Annotated in this window: 17 protein-coding genes; 11 read left to right on the top strand and 6 right to left on the bottom strand. The window is 60.7% G+C overall.

All coding sequences use genetic code 11. The features are described from left to right. Position 1 precedes the first annotated feature (1 nt). Positions 2-1,786 carry a DNA helicase RecQ gene (gene recQ / locus Q0837_RS12840; protein WP_298469992.1) on the top strand — a complete coding sequence of 595 codons (1,785 nt, stop codon included), beginning with the start codon at positions 2-4 and terminating at the stop codon, positions 1,784-1,786. 21 nt (positions 1,787-1,807) lie between these two features. Here the strand turns inward: recQ and Q0837_RS12835 are convergent, their stop codons facing one another. From Q0837_RS12835 to Q0837_RS12820, 4 genes are all read right to left on the bottom strand, one after another. Beyond that, a complete protein-coding gene (locus Q0837_RS12835) occupies positions 1,808-2,644 on the bottom strand; it encodes a hypothetical protein (protein ID WP_298469990.1) in 837 nt (278 codons plus the stop codon). 123 nt (positions 2,645-2,767) lie between these two features. After that, positions 2,768-3,472 carry a cyclic nucleotide-binding domain-containing protein gene (locus Q0837_RS12830; RefSeq protein WP_298469989.1) on the bottom strand — a complete coding sequence of 235 codons (705 nt, stop codon included), beginning with the start codon at positions 3,470-3,472 and terminating at the stop codon, positions 2,768-2,770. A gap of 3 nt (positions 3,473-3,475) precedes the next feature. Further along, positions 3,476-4,972: a YifB family Mg chelatase-like AAA ATPase gene (locus tag Q0837_RS12825; RefSeq protein WP_298469988.1), complete on the bottom strand. Its 1,497-nt coding sequence runs from the start codon at positions 4,970-4,972 to the stop codon at positions 3,476-3,478. 31 nt (positions 4,973-5,003) lie between these two features. Further along, on the bottom strand, positions 5,004-5,549 hold the full coding sequence (locus tag Q0837_RS12820) for a hypothetical protein (protein WP_298469987.1): 546 nt from the start codon (positions 5,547-5,549) through the stop codon (positions 5,004-5,006). A 159-nt stretch (positions 5,550-5,708) separates the two neighbouring features. Between Q0837_RS12820 and Q0837_RS12815 the strand changes: the two genes are divergently transcribed. From Q0837_RS12815 to yihA, 6 genes are all read left to right on the top strand, one after another. Continuing rightward, complete coding sequence (locus Q0837_RS12815; protein ID WP_298469985.1) at positions 5,709-6,740, top strand: alpha/beta hydrolase; 1,032 nt, start codon at positions 5,709-5,711, stop codon at positions 6,738-6,740. 127 nt (positions 6,741-6,867) lie between these two features. Continuing rightward, complete coding sequence (gene rpmH, locus Q0837_RS12810) at positions 6,868-7,002, top strand: 50S ribosomal protein L34 (RefSeq protein WP_082701027.1); 135 nt, start codon at positions 6,868-6,870, stop codon at positions 7,000-7,002. 336 nt (positions 7,003-7,338) lie between these two features. Next, positions 7,339-7,752, top strand: coding sequence for a ribonuclease P protein component (rnpA, locus tag Q0837_RS12805; RefSeq protein ID WP_298469981.1), 414 nt, complete (start codon positions 7,339-7,341; stop codon positions 7,750-7,752). Beyond that, the gene (gene yidD, locus Q0837_RS12800; protein ID WP_298469978.1) at positions 7,749-7,958 is read left to right on the top strand and encodes a membrane protein insertion efficiency factor YidD; all 210 of its coding nucleotides are present in this window, start codon (positions 7,749-7,751) and stop codon (positions 7,956-7,958) included. The genes rnpA and yidD overlap by 4 nt, the downstream gene beginning before the upstream one ends. Positions 7,959-8,033: 75 nt before the next feature. Further along, positions 8,034-9,812, top strand: coding sequence for a membrane protein insertase YidC (gene yidC, locus Q0837_RS12795; protein WP_298469976.1), 1,779 nt, complete (start codon positions 8,034-8,036; stop codon positions 9,810-9,812). Between the two features lie 20 nt (positions 9,813-9,832). Further along, positions 9,833-10,495, top strand: a complete 663-nt coding sequence (gene yihA / locus Q0837_RS12790; protein WP_298471746.1) for a ribosome biogenesis GTP-binding protein YihA/YsxC — start codon at positions 9,833-9,835, stop codon at positions 10,493-10,495. 68 nt (positions 10,496-10,563) lie between these two features. Here the strand turns inward: yihA and Q0837_RS12785 are convergent, their stop codons facing one another. After that, positions 10,564-11,952 carry a gamma-glutamyl-gamma-aminobutyrate hydrolase family protein gene (locus Q0837_RS12785; protein WP_298469974.1) on the bottom strand — a complete coding sequence of 463 codons (1,389 nt, stop codon included), beginning with the start codon at positions 11,950-11,952 and terminating at the stop codon, positions 10,564-10,566. 349 nt (positions 11,953-12,301) lie between these two features. Then, on the bottom strand, positions 12,302-12,718 hold the full coding sequence (locus tag Q0837_RS12780; protein WP_298469972.1) for a VOC family protein: 417 nt from the start codon (positions 12,716-12,718) through the stop codon (positions 12,302-12,304). Positions 12,719-13,003: 285 nt separating this feature from the next. Between Q0837_RS12780 and Q0837_RS12775 the strand changes: the two genes are divergently transcribed. The 4 genes from Q0837_RS12775 to Q0837_RS12760 are packed head-to-tail and all read left to right on the top strand — an operon-like array spanning position 13,004 to position 17,002. After that, complete coding sequence (locus tag Q0837_RS12775; protein ID WP_298469970.1) at positions 13,004-13,666, top strand: glutathione S-transferase family protein; 663 nt, start codon at positions 13,004-13,006, stop codon at positions 13,664-13,666. Continuing rightward, positions 13,633-14,538: a S1/P1 nuclease gene (locus Q0837_RS12770; protein ID WP_298469969.1), complete on the top strand. Its 906-nt coding sequence runs from the start codon at positions 13,633-13,635 to the stop codon at positions 14,536-14,538. Before Q0837_RS12775 ends, Q0837_RS12770 begins: the two co-directional genes overlap by 34 nt. Positions 14,539-14,583: 45 nt before the next feature. Further along, the gene (dapE, locus tag Q0837_RS12765; RefSeq protein WP_298469967.1) at positions 14,584-15,741 is read left to right on the top strand and encodes a succinyl-diaminopimelate desuccinylase; all 1,158 of its coding nucleotides are present in this window, start codon (positions 14,584-14,586) and stop codon (positions 15,739-15,741) included. Positions 15,742-15,745: 4 nt separating this feature from the next. Beyond that, the gene (locus tag Q0837_RS12760; protein ID WP_298469965.1) at positions 15,746-17,002 is read left to right on the top strand and encodes a dicarboxylate/amino acid:cation symporter; all 1,257 of its coding nucleotides are present in this window, start codon (positions 15,746-15,748) and stop codon (positions 17,000-17,002) included. The last annotated feature ends 246 nt before the right edge of the window (positions 17,003-17,248 follow it).

Below are 17,248 nucleotides of genomic sequence, written 5' to 3'. Positions count from 1 at the left end.
CATGACAATTGCCGTCCGTGCAGACCTGCACGACATCCTGCGCGAGACGTTCGGCTTTGCGGGCTTTCGCGGTCAGCAGGAAGCGGTCATCGACCGGGTCATGCGCGGCGAAAACACGCTCGCATTGATGCCTACCGGCGCGGGCAAGTCGCTTTGTTACCAGCTCCCGGCGCTCGCGCGGCAAGGCACCGCGATTGTCGTCTCTCCCCTGATCGCACTGATGCACGATCAGATTCGCGCGGCCAATGCAGTGGGAATCAGCGCCGCTTCCATGACATCGGCGGATGCAGACAATGCCGCGACTGCCGACAGGATGCGCAGCGGGGAACTCGATCTTCTCTATGTCGCTCCTGAACGGGCCACGACCTCAGGCTTTCAGGCGCTGCTGAGCGCTTCGGATATTGCCCTCTTCGCCATCGACGAGGCGCATTGCGTGTCGGAATGGGGGCACGATTTCCGCCCTGACTATCGCGGGTTGCGTCCGCTTCTCGACCGGTTTGAGCATGTCCCGCGCCTGGCATTGACCGCAACCGCCGACCAGACAACCCGCGTCGATATTCTCCGGCAATTGGGCCTTCCCGACGAAGGGATGATCGTCGCCGGGTTCGACCGGCCCAATATCCGTTATGGCATCGCACCGCGCGACAATATCGGCCGGCAGTTGACCGAATTCCTCAGCCGAAATCCGGGAGCCGGGATCGTCTACGCGACCAGCCGCAAGGGCGCCGAGGACATCGCCGCGCGAATTGGCGATATGGGCCGCTCCGTAGGGGTCTATCACGCCGGATTGCCGCCAGAGGTTCGCGCGAAGTCGCAAGCCGACTTTGTCCGCTCCGAAGACATGGTGATGGTCGCGACCATCGCATTCGGGATGGGCATCGACAAGCCCGACGTTCGTTTCGTCGTCCATGCCGGGCTGCCGAAATCGGTCGAGGCCTATTATCAGGAAACCGGCCGTGCGGGCCGCGATGGCGACCCGTCAGAAGCGCAACTGTTCTGGAGTGCGAATGATTTCTCCAAAGCGCGGCAATGGCTCGGCGATATCGAGGAACACCGGCTCGCAAGCGAACGCGCGCGGTTGAATGCGCTGGCTGCGCTGGTCGAAAGCCCGACCTGCCGCCGCGCGATCCTGTTGAAGCATTTCGGCGAGAATCCGCCCGAAACCTGCGGCAATTGCGACAATTGCGAAAGCCCGCCGCAAGTGCTCGACGTGACGCAGATTGCGCAGAAGCTACTCAGCGCAGTCTACCGCACTGGTCAGAGTTTCGGCATCGGCCATATCGAGAAGGTGCTGCTGGGCCGGGACGATGATCGCGTGCGCCAGCGCGGGCATGACAGCCTTTCGGTGTTCGGTATCCTCGGCGAAGAGGACGCTCGGTTGCTCCGACCGGTGATGCGCGCGCTGATGGCGCATGAAATGCTCACCACCACCGAACATGGCGGACTGGCGCTGGGCGAAATGGCGCGTCCAGTGCTGAAGGGCGAACGTGAGGTCACAATCGCCGAACCACCGAAGAAGAAGCGCCGCCAGCGCGGCGGGAGGGGAGGCTCGCAAGCCAACCCCGTGGGCGACCCGCTGTTCGACGCGCTGCGAGCCAAACGCGCCGAACTCGCCAAGGCGAACAACGTCCCCGCCTATGTCATCTTCCACGACAGCGTCCTGCGCGCGATGGCGGCTCAGAAACCGACGACTCTGGCAGCGATGGGCGAGCTATCAGGCGTGGGCGCGAAGAAGCTCGACACTTACGGCGAGGCGTTTTGCGAAGTGGTGCAGCAGTTCGCCTGAGGCAGCGTACGCAAGCCGATATCAGTAGCGGATCGTGACCCGGTAGCTCGCCCCTTGATCGACCAGGTTGGTGATCCGGAACCCAGCACGGCTGAAATTCCTGTTCACCGCCAAGAGTGCGCGCTGCAATTGCGGGCGAGCGGCTTCGAGCGACGATTTGATCTGCGGCACTACGGAATAGGCAATGTCCTCTTCCACCTTGTCCGAGATTGAATTGCATGATCGCCGCGCGATGTTGCACAGGCGATTGTCGAGACTGACCGACGAGCGGAAATTGGCTTTGACCTCACCGTAGGTCAGCCTGCCATTGCGCACGATCACCGGCGCCCACACGCGCAGGATCGCGTTGTTGATATTCGCATTCCGGTTCACATCCAGCCGGCATTCTTCCCATCTGCGGCGGATAACGCCGCGGCGGGTCACGCATTTGCCTTGCACCTCGCTGCCCGAACTTTCGAAATTGAATTGAAGGTTCAGATTGCTGTTCCGCTGCGCTGCAAGCGATGCGCGGATCGAAGACGTGTTGAAATCGGAGATGTAGAACCGCAGGTGTCGGCCACCGGCCTGATTGATCGTGATGCTTTGTTCGGGGACATTGAACCTCGAAACGACCTCTGCATTGTTGCCCACGCGCAGAGCGACATAGCTGTCTTGCTGGAGGAATGACCCGCCATTGCGCGCACCCAGATTATCGATGTGAATTCGGGTGCGACTCAATTGCTGATTGAGCACATTCTGAATTGCAGATTTCTGGATCGTGAAGGTCTGGGTCTGCGTTCGAGTTTGAGCAAGAGCAGGGGCAGCGCAAACAAGACTGGCGCATAGTGCGGTGGACAAGAATAGGGACGGGCGGTTCATTGTAACGCTCCAACTAGGGTGTTTGGAGCGTGGATGGTGTCAGCAGAATTGAATTGGGGCTTCGGTGCAGCCCCTCAATTTTTCAGTTGCGGCTACCCAATTTTCACCGATCGATACGGGGTTTCATTCAACCCCATCCAACATCTCTGCCGTTTCTGCGGTCGCAGGCATCGCATCGTCGGGACGGTAGCTGGTCTTGAGTTTCTGGGCGAGGTCGCGGGTCAGCAGCGCGCCCAGGGCATTGCCGAGATTGGGGTATCTGTCGCTCAGCTGTCTTAGTGCGTCACTGTCCCATTCAACATAGCGCACTCCTTGCGGCGCGACCGAGGTGGTGGTCGTTTTGCGATTGAGAACGTAGGCAACCTCGCCGACGAAATTGCCTTCGGGCAGGCGGAACTGGCGGCCGTATTTCTCGACCGAGATGATCCCTTCGAAGATGTAGAACAGCGCCCCTGATGGCTCATCCTCGCGGGTCAACAGAGTGCCCTCCGGATCGTCGGCGCGGTGCCATTGCGCGATCCGGGCGAGGCGGCGGAATTGGCCGGGGGTGAGCGTGTCGAAAGCGTCGAACAACTGCTTTTCATCGGGCGAAAGCGTGAACGTGGTCCGCTCCAGCATGATCTGGCCGAGCACCCAGAGATTTATCGCCACCATCAGCAGACTGGTGACGATCGCATCCCATAGCGGCGGGGAGGGGACGATGTAGTAGTAGGCGATGTAGACGAAGGTGGAGATCACTATGAGAAGCCGCAGCTTCAGCTCGTCGCGGATAGCATAGGCAAGCAGCAGAAGGCCCGCGCCGACATAGATCAGCCACCAGAGGTCCACGGTTCACCGCACCCCAACGAATTGCCGATAGCTCAGCGCTTCGGCAATATGCGCGCGGCTGACTTCTTCTGCGCCTGCAAGGTCCGCAATTGTCCGCGCGACCCGGAGCATTCGCGTATAGCCTCGCGCAGACAGTCGCAGCTTCTCCGCCGCCTGCATCAGCAGCGCTTTGCCTGCCTCGTCGGGTGCGGCGAAGCGCTCCAGTTTCTCCCCTTCCAACTCCGCGTTGGAGCGCACACCGCGTGCCGTTCCCAGCGTCCGCGCAGCCGCTACCCGGCGCGCGACGTCTGCGCTCCCTTCGGCAGGCGGTGGGAGGCCTAGGTCCATGGCGCTGACGGCGGCGACTTCGACATGCAGGTCGATCCGGTCGAGCAGCGGGCCGGAAAGCCGCGCAGTGTATTCGCTCGCGCAGCGTGGGCCGCGCGCGCAGACATGGCCGGGTTCGCCCGCATGCCCGCAGCGGCATGGGTTCATGGCCGCGATCAACTGTACCCGCGCTGGGAAGGTCACATGCGCATTGGCGCGGGCGACATCGACTTGCCCGGTCTCGAGCGGCTGGCGCAGCGAGTCGAGCACCGGGCGCTGAAATTCGGGCAGTTCGTCGAGAAAGAGCACGCCGAGATGCGCGAGGCTGACTTCCCCAGGGCGCACCTTCAAACCGCCGCCTGTCAACGCGGCCATGCTGGCGCTGTGATGAGGTGCTCTAAAGGGACGGGCGCGGCTGATCGTGCCATCGTCGAGCATCCCCGCGACCGATTGCACCATCGAGACCTCAAGCGCTTCGGTCGGCGTCAGTTCCGGCAGGATACCCGGCAGGCAGCTGGCGAGCAGGCTTTTGCCCGATCCCGGCGGGCCGACCATCAACAGATTGTGCCCGCCTGCGGCCGCAATCTCCAAAGCGCGTTTGGCAGTTTCCTGTCCTTTGACCTGTTTGAGATCGGTAACGGGCGGCGGTTCGGCGACATCGCCGCGCACAGGATCGGGCAGAACTTGGCTACCTTTCAGGTGCCCAAGCAATCCGCTGAGATCGCTCGGGGCGAGCACCGGCACGCCGCTCGCCCATTTCGCTTCGGAGCCTTGTTCGGCTGGGCAAATCAATCCGAGATCGGCCTCACTTGCATGCAAAGCCGCAATCAGCACTCCCGGTGAGGCGACCACGCGGCCATCGAGCGACAATTCGCCCACCGCGATCCAGTCAGTCAGCTGTTCGGCATCGGTCACGCCCATCGCCGCGAGCAAGGCCAGTGCGATCGGCAGATCATAATGCGACCCGTCCTTGGGCAGATCGGCAGGCGACAAGTTGATGGTGATCCGCTTGGGCGGCAGCGCGAGGCCCATTGCGGCGAGCGCGGCCTGCACCCGCTCGCGGCTTTCGCTCACCGCCTTATCAGGCAGCCCGACAATGGAAAAACGCGGCAGGCCCGATGCGACCTGGCATTGTACTTCGACGCTGCGCGCTTCGAGGCCGAGATATGCGACCGTCCTGACCAATGCGACCATTCAAAAACCCTCGGGAGTCAGGACCGTCTTGTCAGTCGGTCGAGACGAAATGTCGGTATGCTTCCCCGCTGCCGAGGCTGGCGATGCAGGTGTTGAGGCTGGAAACCGCGCCGCTCGCGTCGGGCATGGAGATGCTTTCGATTTCTCCGTCATCGGAGTCGACCAGCACCATGGTGCGGGTGCGGGACAGCTCGTTGGTGAACCGCGCGCGCTGCTCTCCGGCGGAATTGGCGGGGCTGAGAATCAATGCCGAGCGCGTTGGACTGTCGAGCAGCTTTTCGCTCACCGCCAGATTGTGCCGCGCGATCATCGCGCCATCGGACCCCATCAGCTTCACGCCTGATACCCGTGCGGCGTTCTGATACAGGCCATCGCTGGGATAAAAGTTCTTGCGCACTTCCACCCTGCCATCGGGCCACAGCAGGATGCCGACCTTCACGTCGTAGCCTTCGTCCTGCGCCTTGGGCGTCATATGCGCTGTCATACAGTGGATCGTGCCTTCGCTGCCGATAACCCATCCGCCGGCGGAGACTTGCATCGCTGCGGCACCGAGCACCGCAATCATTGCTGAAGTCATGGTGAACCCCCTCTTCGTGTTTGCGTAAACGCTGCACGACCCGCTCGCAGTGTGCCGGGTTAAGCATAAATTGTCGAGGCACTAGGTTCGAAAACTAAAGGGTTTCGCAAGTATAAAAATTCGCGATTCCTAAAAGACACCGGGTGCATTTCGGTGTCCATGAGAATTCTGGCCACCCTGTTTGCTGCACTTCAGCTTGCTCTGCTGCCCTCGATGGCCGCAGCGCAGGATTATGCCGGTGCGCGGACGGTTTCTACTGAAGCCTGGGTGGAAGAATGGGATCCTGCCTCGCAGCGTTGGGTGCGCGTCGCAGAGGATCCGGCTGAACTGCGCGCTTCGGGTCCGCACAGTGTGGTGACTACGCACATCGTCAATGGTGTGGTGGTTGCGCAAGATCAGAACACGTCGCGCTATGCCCAGTCATTCACAGCTCCGGTTGTGGGGCCGCAGATGGCAGCGACCGTCGCCGAATACGGGCCGTTCCGCGTGATTGATAACAAGCGGGCCGCAATTGTTGGGCCGACCGACCGGATGAGCCCAGCATGGTTCGATGCGATGCTGCGCGACAATCCGGGACTTGAAGTGCTCGAAATGGTCGAGGCACCGGGCACCAATCACGACATTGCCAACCTTGCTGTCGGTCGCCGGATTCGGGATGCGGGCCTGCGCACCCATGTGCCGGACGGTGGTTCGGTTCGTTCAGGTGCGGTGGAGCTGTTCCTCGCCGGAACACGCAAGTCGATGGATGACGGGGCCGAGTTTGCGGTCCATTCGTGGCTCGACAATTATGGCCGCGAACCCGACGATTTCTCTCCCGATCATCAGGCAAACCGGATGTATCTCGATTATTATATCGAGATGGGGATGAGCGAGAAGCAAGCGCGTGAATTCTACGCGATGACCAATTCGGTGCCGCATCGCAGCGCCCTATGGCTTGGCGCCGATGAGATGCGCAAATGGGTCGGCCCGTCGCAGAAAGCCGTCCCCGCACGCCGGGCGCTTGAAGTCGACGCGCAGCCTGCACCGATCTATGCGCGGCTCGATCAGCCGATTGAAATGCCGATCATCGATTTGACCATTCATGTGCAACTCGCGCAGCTGGTGGCGCCAGTAACCGGACCGAGCATCAATTACGCCGACATCAGCGCCTATTCGATTGCGCGGCTGGACGTCGATTTGCTTGACTCGTGAACGCCATTCCCATAGTGGCGCGCGCCTGATCAGGTTGCTTTAATCAGCAGCCAGTAACTCAAGGTCGCAGCACCGGGGCGCATTCAAACGCACCAGAGCCAGACCAAACCAGATATTCGAGGACGAAATGAAGCGGACTTTCCAGCCTAGCAATCTCGTGCGCAAGCGTCGCCACGGCTTTTTCGCACGCAAGGCAACTGTCGGCGGCCGCAAACTGCTGCGCGCCCGTCGCCGTCGCGGACGCAAGAAGCTTACTGCGTGAGTTTCTTCCGTTTGTGATTGCGCACCCGCATCCGCGGGCGCGATGTCCTCGCGTTTTTTGTTTTCACCCTCAGACGCCGGGCGCGGGCCATCCGGCCCGCTTGGCTTCCGGCCTAACCGGCCGACGCGCGGTCGCGCTTGCGGGCTCCCATTGGGAGCCCGTCTCATTTCTACGCCAATAGCTTGGTGGCGGAGCACGGCCCTTAGGGCCGCAAGGGCGACTGCCCGCCCGCAGCGATGCGACCTTCAGGTCGCGTGAGCGAGGAAATCGCGGCGCGGATGCGCTGCGTAAAACTAAAGACTCCGCGCCCGGCCCCACTTCCTCTAACACCCTGACATGATCTCGACCCTCACCAAGCGCGCCGACTTCCTCGCGGCCAATAAGGGACTGCGCAATGCGCGGCCCGGCTTTGTGCTGCTGACACGGCCCAATGGCGGGGAAGGGATGCGCTACGGGATCACCGTTACAAAGAAGATCGGCAACGCCGTGGTCCGCAACCGGATGAAGCGGCGGTTTCGCGAACTTCTTCGGGCGGCATTGCCTCAGCACGGCCTCCCAGATCACGATCATGTTCTGATCGGACGCAGCGGCGGGATTGAGCGCGATTTTCAGACTATGGTAGCGGACCTTGAACGCGCCCTTGAAAAAGCGCGCGAAGGCAAAGGCGATCCCTCTCGCGGTCGACGTCCACGGCGCGGGAATCGGCAGGGAAGTCAGAACGCCGCTCGCCAACAGAACGCCCACCCATGAAGCATGTCTTCATCTTCATCGCGCGCGCGTGGCAATGGGGGCCATCGCGCATTTTACCGCCCACTTGCCGCTACGCGCCATCATGCAGTGAATACGCCGTTCAAGCCCTGCAAAAATATGGCGCTATCAAGGGTGGATGGCTGGCGACAAAGCGGCTAATGCGCTGCCACCCTTGGGGAGGGCATGGGCATGATCCGGTTCCGTAGTGGTTACACTGCGCGGCGTAGTGCCTATATAACACACCTCAGTTTCACACGCAGTCGTCACATCAGGGTTTAATCTTGGACAATCAGCGCAATTTGTTGCTCGCCGTCGCGCTTTCGGGCTTGCTCATCCTCGGATGGGATTTCGCGATGCGGGCGTTCTATCCCGAGGCCTCGCTTACCGCGCCGACCGAGCAGGTTGAGCCTGCCGCGCAGGCCAGTGCAGGCGATGCGCCGGGCACCACGACCGTCGCGGCCGATCTTGGCGAAGGTGAGACACTTGCCGGTCCGGTCGATCTGTCGGCAGCGCTAGCCAATCCGCAGCGGGTTGTGATCGACACGCCGAAGCTGGCCGGTTCGATCAATCTCGTCGGCGCGCGGATCGACGATATCGTGCTCAAGGATTACCGCCAGAGCGTCGAAAAGGACAGCGGCCCGGTTCGCCTGTTCGCACCCGAGCGCACCGATGATCAGTATTTTGCCGAGTTCGGCTTCATCACCGGCGGTCAGCGTATGCCCAGCAGCGCGGTGTGGCAGGCTGACGGTGAAAAGCTGACCCCGCAAACTCCGGTCACTCTCAGCCGCACTGGCGAAGACGGCCTGACCTACTTGGTAAAGCTCTCGATTGATGCCAATTACATGATCGCAGCCGAGCAATCGGTAACGAACGGTTCGGAAGCGGCGGCGATTATTCAGCCGTTTGCGCTGATCAATCGCTCCAGCGAGAACGCTTCGCCTGACGAGTTCATCGCCCATGCCGGCCCAGTTGGTGTGTTCGGCGGCACTCTGCATGATCCGAACAGCTACGAAGAACTGGCGGAAATCGGTCGAGATACGCCGGAAGGTGCTGCGGACTGGCTCGGCTTTACCGACCGCTACTGGCACTCGGCCCTGATCCCCGGAGACGGCGATGTCGACAATGCGGGCTTCCGTTCGCTGGGCGATGATCTGTTCCGCACCGATGTTCTGTACGAAGCGGTGACCGTCCCGGCTGGCGGCAGCGTGACGCAGTCGACGCAGCTCTTCGCTGGCGCCAAGGACAGCGTGATCCTCGATCAATACGAAGACAGTGGCATCACCTATTTCGGCAAGGCGATTTCGTGGGGCTGGTTCGAGTGGTTCGAAAAGCCGCTGCTGTGGCTGCTGCGGACACTCAATGGCTGGATCGGCAATTTCGGCATCGCCATCATCGCGCTGACCTTCATCATTCGCGGATTGCTGTTCCCGATTGCGCAAAAGCAATTCGCCAGCATGGCACAGATGAAAGCTGTGCAGCCGAAGATGAAGGCGATCCAGGAACGCTACAAGGACGACAAGCAGCAGCAGCAGCAAAAGATCATGGAGCTGTACAAGGAGGAGAAGGTCAATCCGCTCGCCGGGTGCCTGCCTTTGATCATCCAGATCCCGATCTTCTTCGCACTCTACAAGGTGCTGATCCTCGCGATCGAGATGCGGCACGAACCGTTCCTCTACATTCGCGACCTGACCGCGCCCGACCCGGCGACAATTCTCAACCTGTTTGGCCTGTTGCCATTCGAAGTGTCGGGCATTCTGGGAATCGGCATTCTCGCCGTTCTGCTGGGCGTTACGATGTGGCTTACGTTCAAGATGAACCCGAGCGCGATGGATCCGATGCAGCAGCAGATATTCAATTTCATGCCGTGGATCCTGATGTTCGTCATGGCGCCGTTTATGGCCGGCCTGCTGCTCTACTGGGTAACCTCGAACATCCTGACGCTGGCGCAGCAAAGCTATCTCTATTCCAAGCACCCGCAATTGCGTGCAGCGGCTGAGAAAGAGAAAGCGGAGATGGCCAAGAAGGCTGAGCGAGAGAAGGCGGAGAAGGGCGAAGCGTGACCTCGCCGGACCCAACCGAACTGGAAGAACGCGAACAGCAGCTCCGCGAAGACGCCGCCGCGCGCCTGTTTTCAGGCCGTGTGGATTTCCTGCTGTCCGCGCCGCAGCTGAAGTTCCTGCCCGACCCGACAGTCCCGGAGATCGCATTTTGTGGGCGCTCCAATGTCGGCAAGAGCTCGCTGCTCAACGCACTGACCGGTCGCAAGGCGATCGCCCGCGCTTCGGTGACGCCGGGCCGCACTCAAGAACTCAACTTCTTCGAAGTGGGCGAGCCGACACAGTTCCGGCTGGTCGACATGCCCGGCTACGGCTTTGCCAAGGCGCCCAAGCCGGTGGTCGAAAAATGGAAGAAGCTGGTGCGCAGCTATCTGCGCGGTCGGCCGGTGCTCGCGCGCAACCTCGTGCTGATCGACAGCCGCCACGGCGTGAAAGACGTCGACCGCGAGATGATGACGATGCTTGATGAAGCGGCGGTCGGATACCGCATCGTCCTGACCAAGACCGACAAGATCAAGGCGAGTGACCTCGAAAAGGTCGCGGGCCGCGTCGCCGATGAAGCCCGCAAACACCCCGCAGCCTATCCCGAACTGCACCTCACCAGCAGCGAAAAGGGCATGGGTATCGCGGCGTTGAGAGCGGCAGTGGTTGCAGATGCCTTGGGTGAGGGGTGGTTTGCGGGCTAAAGGTTGATCGCTGAAGGTGGAGCGAACTTAAGACGCGAAAGGACTGAAGCCTGGAACGTCAGCCGTCGCTATGACCATGCAAGCACGACCTTCTTCGTCTCAGCGTTACAGTACTTTCGAAACTCCGGACGGCTGTTCATGAAGGCAATGACAGGTGCCTTGGTAAGTGTGTCGGGTTCCTGCTCCTCGCCTGGCTGTGCAACAACGCGGAAGCGCGACAACGGTGCGCCGACAGCCAGATTATAAAGTTCGACTGGGGTTAGGAAAAGCTTGCCCTTGCGGCCACGGTCAAACAAGTATTTGCGGACCGCTTGCTCGCTCATCGTAAACGTGTCGGTAGCAGTATCATCTGTGTGCTTGGCAATCTTGCTTGCCCCCGGGCCACGCCCTGTAGCCCCGGTGTGCGTTCGGTTGGCTCCTGCGAAGGTCACGTTAGTTACAGACGATGATTTCACCGCTTTGCGGTCGGCATGCTTTGATCCGAGAAGTTCTTCCATCGCATCCTTGTGGGTGCGATATGCATTTCCTGCCTCAACCATCCACTGGATCAGCCTGAGGTTCGCCAGACGGGAAAGCGGATGCTCACCGCCTGCAACCGGGAGCTGATATTCTGGATGCCATTGAACGCCCATCACCGGCGCTCCGTGTCGGCTTTCCACGGCCTCGGGCGTCTTGAGCTTCGAATTGTCCATCGCGCTCATCTCAAGCATGTTGTTCGGGTCGATGAAATAGGGCCGCCCCGGGACACCCGTTCGGGTTCCCATGGCACCCGTGCGAATAGCGGCCCAATGGACGCTGTTGACGTTGAGTTCAGTTGGACCGTGCGGCCTGGTCTCCGGTGTTTTGTGCTTCGGGTCAGTATAAGAACTTCGCGCCGGAGCCTTCCCCAGTTTTGGCGCCAGCGCACTCTGGAGCATGCTGCCTGGACGGATCTGGGCCCCGTGCTTGAACTCGGTGCGCACGTTATCCATGTTTCCGGCGTGGCGCTTGCGGTTGGCGTCTCTGCGACCCGAACTAAGGATCTTCCCTTCGTGATCGAGCGCCGCGAGCTCCACGGTCTGGCCGCCATAATTCTCCACCAAGCGCCATGATCCGCCGCAGAGCGCGAGGATCGGCATTCCGAGTGTTCTGGCTTGCTCGATGAGATCGAGTTCGGAGGTTGCTCGTTCGGCAGCATATGCCGACGTGCTGCCACCACGCGGCGCATTGGAAGGCGCCTTTCCGGCTACAGGAATCTGCGTGGCATTGGCGTGCGGGCCGCCGGGAATGACCAGCAGGTCCATATCCTTTAGTTCGCCTTTCGTCAGTCCCGTCGCGGTATCTGCGCCCGCCCATGCGAGGGTGAAAACCTGAACTTTGTCCGCCAGGCCGGGGTGTTGGAAGACCGCCAGATCGCCCGCATGCGCGGTGTTTCTGCCGTCCCGTCGCCAAGCGACGCCTACTTTGACCTTCGGCATGGCTGGGATTCTCCTCTGGCTGACTGACGTGTGAGTATTGTAACGCAGAAGCGCCCGCAGGTACACGTAAATGTCGGTTGATATTCGAGAGGTGGCGGGTCAAATATTGAACTCCACTTGACGGGTTCAATAAATTATGAAGCGGACCGCAATAACATTCTCTTCGTGTCGATCTGAGCTCTACCGCGAATCGATTAGGTTCGAAGACACTATCGGTTACTGCAGAGGATTTGCATGATGCGCGAGCACGCAGCCTCTTGTCTCAGTCGTCAATTTGGCCAAACCTCGAGAACGAGTTGTTTGAGCAATGGCTGCAACTGGACCGTAAGCGCTCAGCCCGCGATCCTTCTCACGTCGCAAACAGCTGCCCCATATCCGCCATCGCCTTGAACTCGAGCGCGTTGCCAGCCGGATCGCGCAGGAACATTGTCGCTTGCTCGCCCGGCTCGCCCTTGAACCGCACGGTGGGTTCTATCACAAACTCGGTGCCCGCCGCTGTCAGCCGCTCGGCCAACGCTTCCCAAGCCTCCATGTCCAGCACCAGACCGAAATGCGGGACCGGCACATTGTGCCCGTCGACTGCATTGCTAGTTCGGTCGCCCGCGTTGGTGGAAAGGTGCGCCACGATCTGATGACCGTGGAAATCGAAGTCGATCCATTCGTCTGAACTGCGACCCTCCGCGCAGCCCATCACCTCGCAATAGAACCGGCGGGCGGCGGCAAGATCGTCGACGGGAAAGGCGAGATGGAATGGCGGCAGTGTCATGATGCGCAGTCATACCTCCTAGCGGTTCAGTGCCAAACCGATTTCCTACCTCGCATATTTGGACCATGTAACGACATCGCCATGGCGGCCGAAACCCGGGAAAGTGTTGGAGAATTGTCAATTTCGTTTTCCCGGATTTACGCTCTGAAAAGAAAGCGAAAAACTGCTCCAACGAAGAGTGACACAGTGTCACTTGTGTCAACTTCGACGTTCAGTCTCGACAGTGATAGGCTGAACAACTAGGTCAAGGCCATCCCAAGGCCCAGCAAGGTGGAGCAAGGCCCCATGAAGCTCATTATCGGTAACAAAAACTATTCGAGCTGGTCGATGCGCGGCTGGCTGGCGGTCAAGCAATCGGGCCTGCATTTCGAAGAGATAACCGTGCCGATCCTGGGCGAGCATTGGGACAAGCAAAAGCAGGAAATGGGCGATGTACAGCCTTCCAGCGGCAAGGTGCCGATCCTGTGGGACAATGAAACGGTGATTTGGGATAGCCTCGCGATCCTCGAATATTGCGCTGACAAGGTTGGGCGCGACCGGTTCTGGCCAAAGGACGAATCTGCTCGGGGCATGGCCCGGTCGATGGTCGCCGAGATGCATTCTTCCTTTGCCGCTCTGCGCAGTGATCTGCCGATGAATGTTCGGCGGCGCGTGCAGCTCGAAAAGATCTCCGATGAAGCCAAGCACGACATAGTCCGCGTTCTGGGCCTGTGGGCGGAAGCGCGGGCACGGCATGGCAAGGCCGGTCCGTTCCTGTTCGGCACCTACGGCGCAGCGGACATCTTCTTTGCTCCGGTGGTCTCGCGCTTCATGACCTATGGCATCGGCGTGCCGGGCTTCGCGCAGAGTTACATGCAGGCAATGTGGGAACATGCCTGGACACAGGAATGGATTGGTGCGGCAGAGGATGAGCAATGGGTGATCGAGCAATACGACACGGTCGCCTGAGCGCTGTAACTGCGGCGCTGTGTGCGCTGGTGTTGCTGCTCCCTGTCCCGGCGCAGGCATGGGGATTCTACACCCACGAAAAGACGGCCGAGATCGCCGAGGCGAATGTGTCGCCTCAGGTGCGCGCAAAAATCCGGCGATTGATGCGTGCCGAGAAGATGCTCGGAACGCCAGAGTGCGACCTTGCGACTATCGAGGATGCAAGCGTCTGGCCAGATTGCGTGCGGCGAACGCGCTGGCGCTGGGGCTACACCGCTGCCTGGCATTACCGCACGACGCCGATCTGCGAGGCGTATAATCCGCGCGCAAATTGCTCAGGCGGCAATTGCGTTACCGCGCAGATTGAGCGCAATCACCGAATTCTTGCCGACGAAAGCCTGCCCGATCATATCCGTTTGGAAGCGCTCGCTTTCATGGTGCATTTCGCGGGTGACATTCACATGCCGCTGCATTCTGGCGACAAGAATGATCGGGGCGGCAATGACCGCGAGACTGATTACGGGATTGTACCGAGCCTCAACCTGCATTGGATCTGGGACGGACCGCTTGCCGAGCGCGCGATCAGCGATCCGGCCGATCCGGTAGTGCGGCGCTATTCGCCAGCCGAGCGCGCCGATTTGGGTGGCGGTGCACCAACCGATTGGGGCCGTGAGAGCTGGGCGATCAGCCGCGATTTCATCTACCCGACCGCCTTCGACACGGACAATGTTTGCGGGCAGGAGCTGCCAGGCAAGACCGCGCTTTCGCAGGACGACATCGTGCGCGGCGTGCCCATCGCCAAGCGCCGGGTGCAACAGGCAGGCATCCGCATCGCCGAGCTGCTCGAAAGCGCCTTTGCGCCCGGACCGCTGCTCGAGCCGGAGCGGCAGTGACGGTCGCTGCTTGCGATTAAGCTTGTGCCTGCTAACCCAACGCCAATGTCCAAAGTCCTCGACTTAGCCAAACGCCTGATCGCCGCTCCCAGCGTAACCCCCGCCACCGGCGCGGTGTTCGATGAGATGCAGGCAATGCTCGCGCCGCTTGGGTTCGACATTCACCGCTTCCAGCGGGGCGATGGCGAGGAGGGCAGTGAGGAAGCGCCGGTCGAAAACCTGTTTGCGATCCGGCGCGGTCCGGAAGGGTCGAAGCATCTCGCATTCGCAGGCCACCTCGATGTGGTCCCGCCGGGCGAGGGCTGGGCGAGCGACCCGTTTGAACCGACTGAGCGAGGGGAACTGCTCTACGGACGCGGCGCGGTCGACATGAAGAGCGCCATCGCCGCGATGGTTGCAGCGGTCGCCGATGTGCCGCATGATGCTGGGACGATCAGCTTCATCATCACAGGTGACGAAGAAGGCCCCGCACTCCACGGCACCCGCGCACTGATCGACTATATGCGCGCCGAAGGTATCCAGCCCGATCTGTGCCTCGTCGGTGAACCGACAAGCGTCCACCAGCTGGGCGATATGATGAAGATCGGTCGGCGCGGGTCGGTCAATATCTGGCTGAAGGTCGAAGGCACGCAGGGCCACGTCGCCTACCCGCACCTCGCCGACAATCCGATTCCGAAGCTGGTCGCGATCCTTGCCGAACTCGATTCTCTTGTGCTCGACACGGGCACAGACTGGTTCCAGCCGAGCAATCTCGAAATCACAGAGCTCGAAGTGGGCAACCGCGCGCACAACGTCATCCCCGCAGAGGCGAAGGCACGTATCTCAATCCGGTTCAACGATCTGCACACCGGCGCAAGTCTGTCCGAACGGGTTGGAGCCATCGCCGAAAAGCATGGCGGCACCGCGCTTCCGATTATCTCAGGTGAGCCATTTCTCACCGAACCCGGCGCATTCTCCAATATGCTCGCCGAGGCGATCGAAGCCGAGACCGGCAATAAGCCCGAGCAATCGACCACTGGCGGTACTTCCGATGCGCGATTCCTGCGCAATGTCTGCCCGGTGATCGAATTCGGACTCTGCAATGCCACGATGCACAAGCGCGATGAAGCGGTAGCCATCCCCGACCTTGATGCGCTAGCCCGGATATACACACGCGCGGCGCTGGGGGCGCTCGCACTCGAGACAGAACAAGAAGGGGCGTGAGCCGATGAAAGCCTGGTTTGCAATTCCGCTGTGGCAGCGGGTTATCGGTGCGCTGATCCTCGGCATCATCGTCGGCTACATCTGGGGGCCGGGGGCGGCGAGCATCAAGATCGTCGGCGACATTTTCATCGCCTTCATCAAGATGTTGGTCGTTCCGCTGATCTTCTTCAGCCTTGTCGCAGGCGTCGCGAGTATCGGCGACCTGCGAAAACTTGGCAGCGTCGGCTGGCGAGCGCTGCTGATCTTCGTCGTGACCGGCCAGATGGCAGTCTGGCTGGGCCTCGGCATTGGCACATTGGTGCAGCCCGGAGCGGGCCTCGATGTGTCGAATATGAACCTCGACGCCGACGCGCTGGAACGCGCGCAGAGCCGTCAGGAAGAGGCGGTCACCGTCCAGCAAATGATCCTGGAGATGGTGCCCTCCAGCCCGGTTCAGGTGATGGCGGACGTCAATGTCCTGCCGCTGATCATCTTCTCACTGCTAATCGGCATCGGCATCCTGATGGCCAAGGAAGATGGCGAGCCGGTGCTCAAGATCTTCGAGAGCGGCAGCGTCATCATGCAGAAAGTCACCATGGTGGTGATGGAACTGACCCCGTTCGGCGTTTTCGCGCTGATGGCGTGGGTTGCGGGCACGCTCGGCGTCGACGCTCTGCAAGCGCTCGGGATCGTGGTGATCCTCAACTATCTCGGCTGCTTCCTGATCATCGGACTGATTTATGGCGGGATGATCAAGTTCATCGCCAAGCTGCCGGTTATCGACTTCTTCCGGGGCATTATCGACGCGATGGCGGTGAGCTACTCGACGGCAAGCTCGAACGCGACGCTGCCAGTGACCCTGCGCTGCGTGCGGCGGAACCTTGGTGTTTCGAACTCGGTCGCGAGTTTCGTCGTGTCGCTCGGTGCAACGATCAATATGAACGGCACCGCGATGTATCTGGGCCTCGCGACCCTGTTCGGCGCGCAGGTGTTCGGCGTGGATCTGAGCTGGGGCGACTATGTGATGATCTCGGTGCTCGGCACGCTCGGCGCGATAGGCGCGGCGGGCATTCCGGGTTCGGGACTGATCATGATGGTGCTTGTGTTCGGCGCGGTCGGCGTTCCGCTGGAAACCATCGCGCTTGTCGCGGGCATTGATCGGATTATGGACATGATGCGGACGACGACCAACGTCAGCGGCGATGCGGCGGTGGCGACGACAGTGGCGAGCCTGACGGGCGAGATCGACGAAGCCGAGCTGATCTCGGCGGATGATGTTTAGGGGGACTCGTCATCCCCGCGAAGGCGGGGATCCAGTGCGGAGCCATTGACCTTGCGTTCTAGATTCCCGCCTTCGCGAGAATGGCTAGTTTATTTTGCTACGATCCTTGAAATTGGCACTGGTCCAGATCATTTCGTTAATGAAGGATAGGCCATCCTTCACAAGGTAAACATAGACCCACATAGACCCACATAGACCCACATAGACCCACATAGACCCACATAGACCCACATAGACCCACATAGA

Origin of the sequence: uncultured Erythrobacter sp. (genome assembly GCF_947499705.1) — a bacterium.
Classification (GTDB): Bacteria; Pseudomonadota; Alphaproteobacteria; order Sphingomonadales; family Sphingomonadaceae; genus Erythrobacter.
Note: the sequence above shows the minus strand (reverse complement) of the source record. Positions and strands in the feature narration are given on the sequence as shown.

Bases quoted from the DNA above. Each gene is read 5' to 3' on its own strand.
- rpmH (WP_082701027.1), top strand. From the start codon at position 6,868: ATGAAGCGGACTTTCCAGCCTAGCAATCTCGTGCGCAAGCGTCGCCAC.
- Q0837_RS12820 (WP_298469987.1), bottom strand. From the start codon at position 5,549: ATGACTTCAGCAATGATTGCGGTGCTCGGTGCCGCAGCGATGCAAGTC.
- recQ (WP_298469992.1), top strand. From the start codon at position 2: ATGACAATTGCCGTCCGTGCAGACCTGCACGACATCCTGCGCGAGACG.
- Q0837_RS12825 (WP_298469988.1), bottom strand. From the start codon at position 4,972: ATGGTCGCATTGGTCAGGACGGTCGCATATCTCGGCCTCGAAGCGCGC.
- rnpA (WP_298469981.1), top strand. From the start codon at position 7,339: ATGATCTCGACCCTCACCAAGCGCGCCGACTTCCTCGCGGCCAATAAG.
- Q0837_RS12760 (WP_298469965.1), top strand. From the start codon at position 15,746: ATGAAAGCCTGGTTTGCAATTCCGCTGTGGCAGCGGGTTATCGGTGCG.
- dapE (WP_298469967.1), top strand. From the start codon at position 14,584: ATGTCCAAAGTCCTCGACTTAGCCAAACGCCTGATCGCCGCTCCCAGC.
- Q0837_RS12780 (WP_298469972.1), bottom strand. From the start codon at position 12,718: ATGACACTGCCGCCATTCCATCTCGCCTTTCCCGTCGACGATCTTGCC.
- yidD (WP_298469978.1), top strand. From the start codon at position 7,749: ATGAAGCATGTCTTCATCTTCATCGCGCGCGCGTGGCAATGGGGGCCA.
- Q0837_RS12775 (WP_298469970.1), top strand. From the start codon at position 13,004: ATGAAGCTCATTATCGGTAACAAAAACTATTCGAGCTGGTCGATGCGC.
- Q0837_RS12815 (WP_298469985.1), top strand. From the start codon at position 5,709: ATGAGAATTCTGGCCACCCTGTTTGCTGCACTTCAGCTTGCTCTGCTG.
- Q0837_RS12785 (WP_298469974.1), bottom strand. From the start codon at position 11,952: ATGCCGAAGGTCAAAGTAGGCGTCGCTTGGCGACGGGACGGCAGAAAC.
- Q0837_RS12835 (WP_298469990.1), bottom strand. From the start codon at position 2,644: ATGAACCGCCCGTCCCTATTCTTGTCCACCGCACTATGCGCCAGTCTT.
- Q0837_RS12770 (WP_298469969.1), top strand. From the start codon at position 13,633: ATGGGTGATCGAGCAATACGACACGGTCGCCTGAGCGCTGTAACTGCG.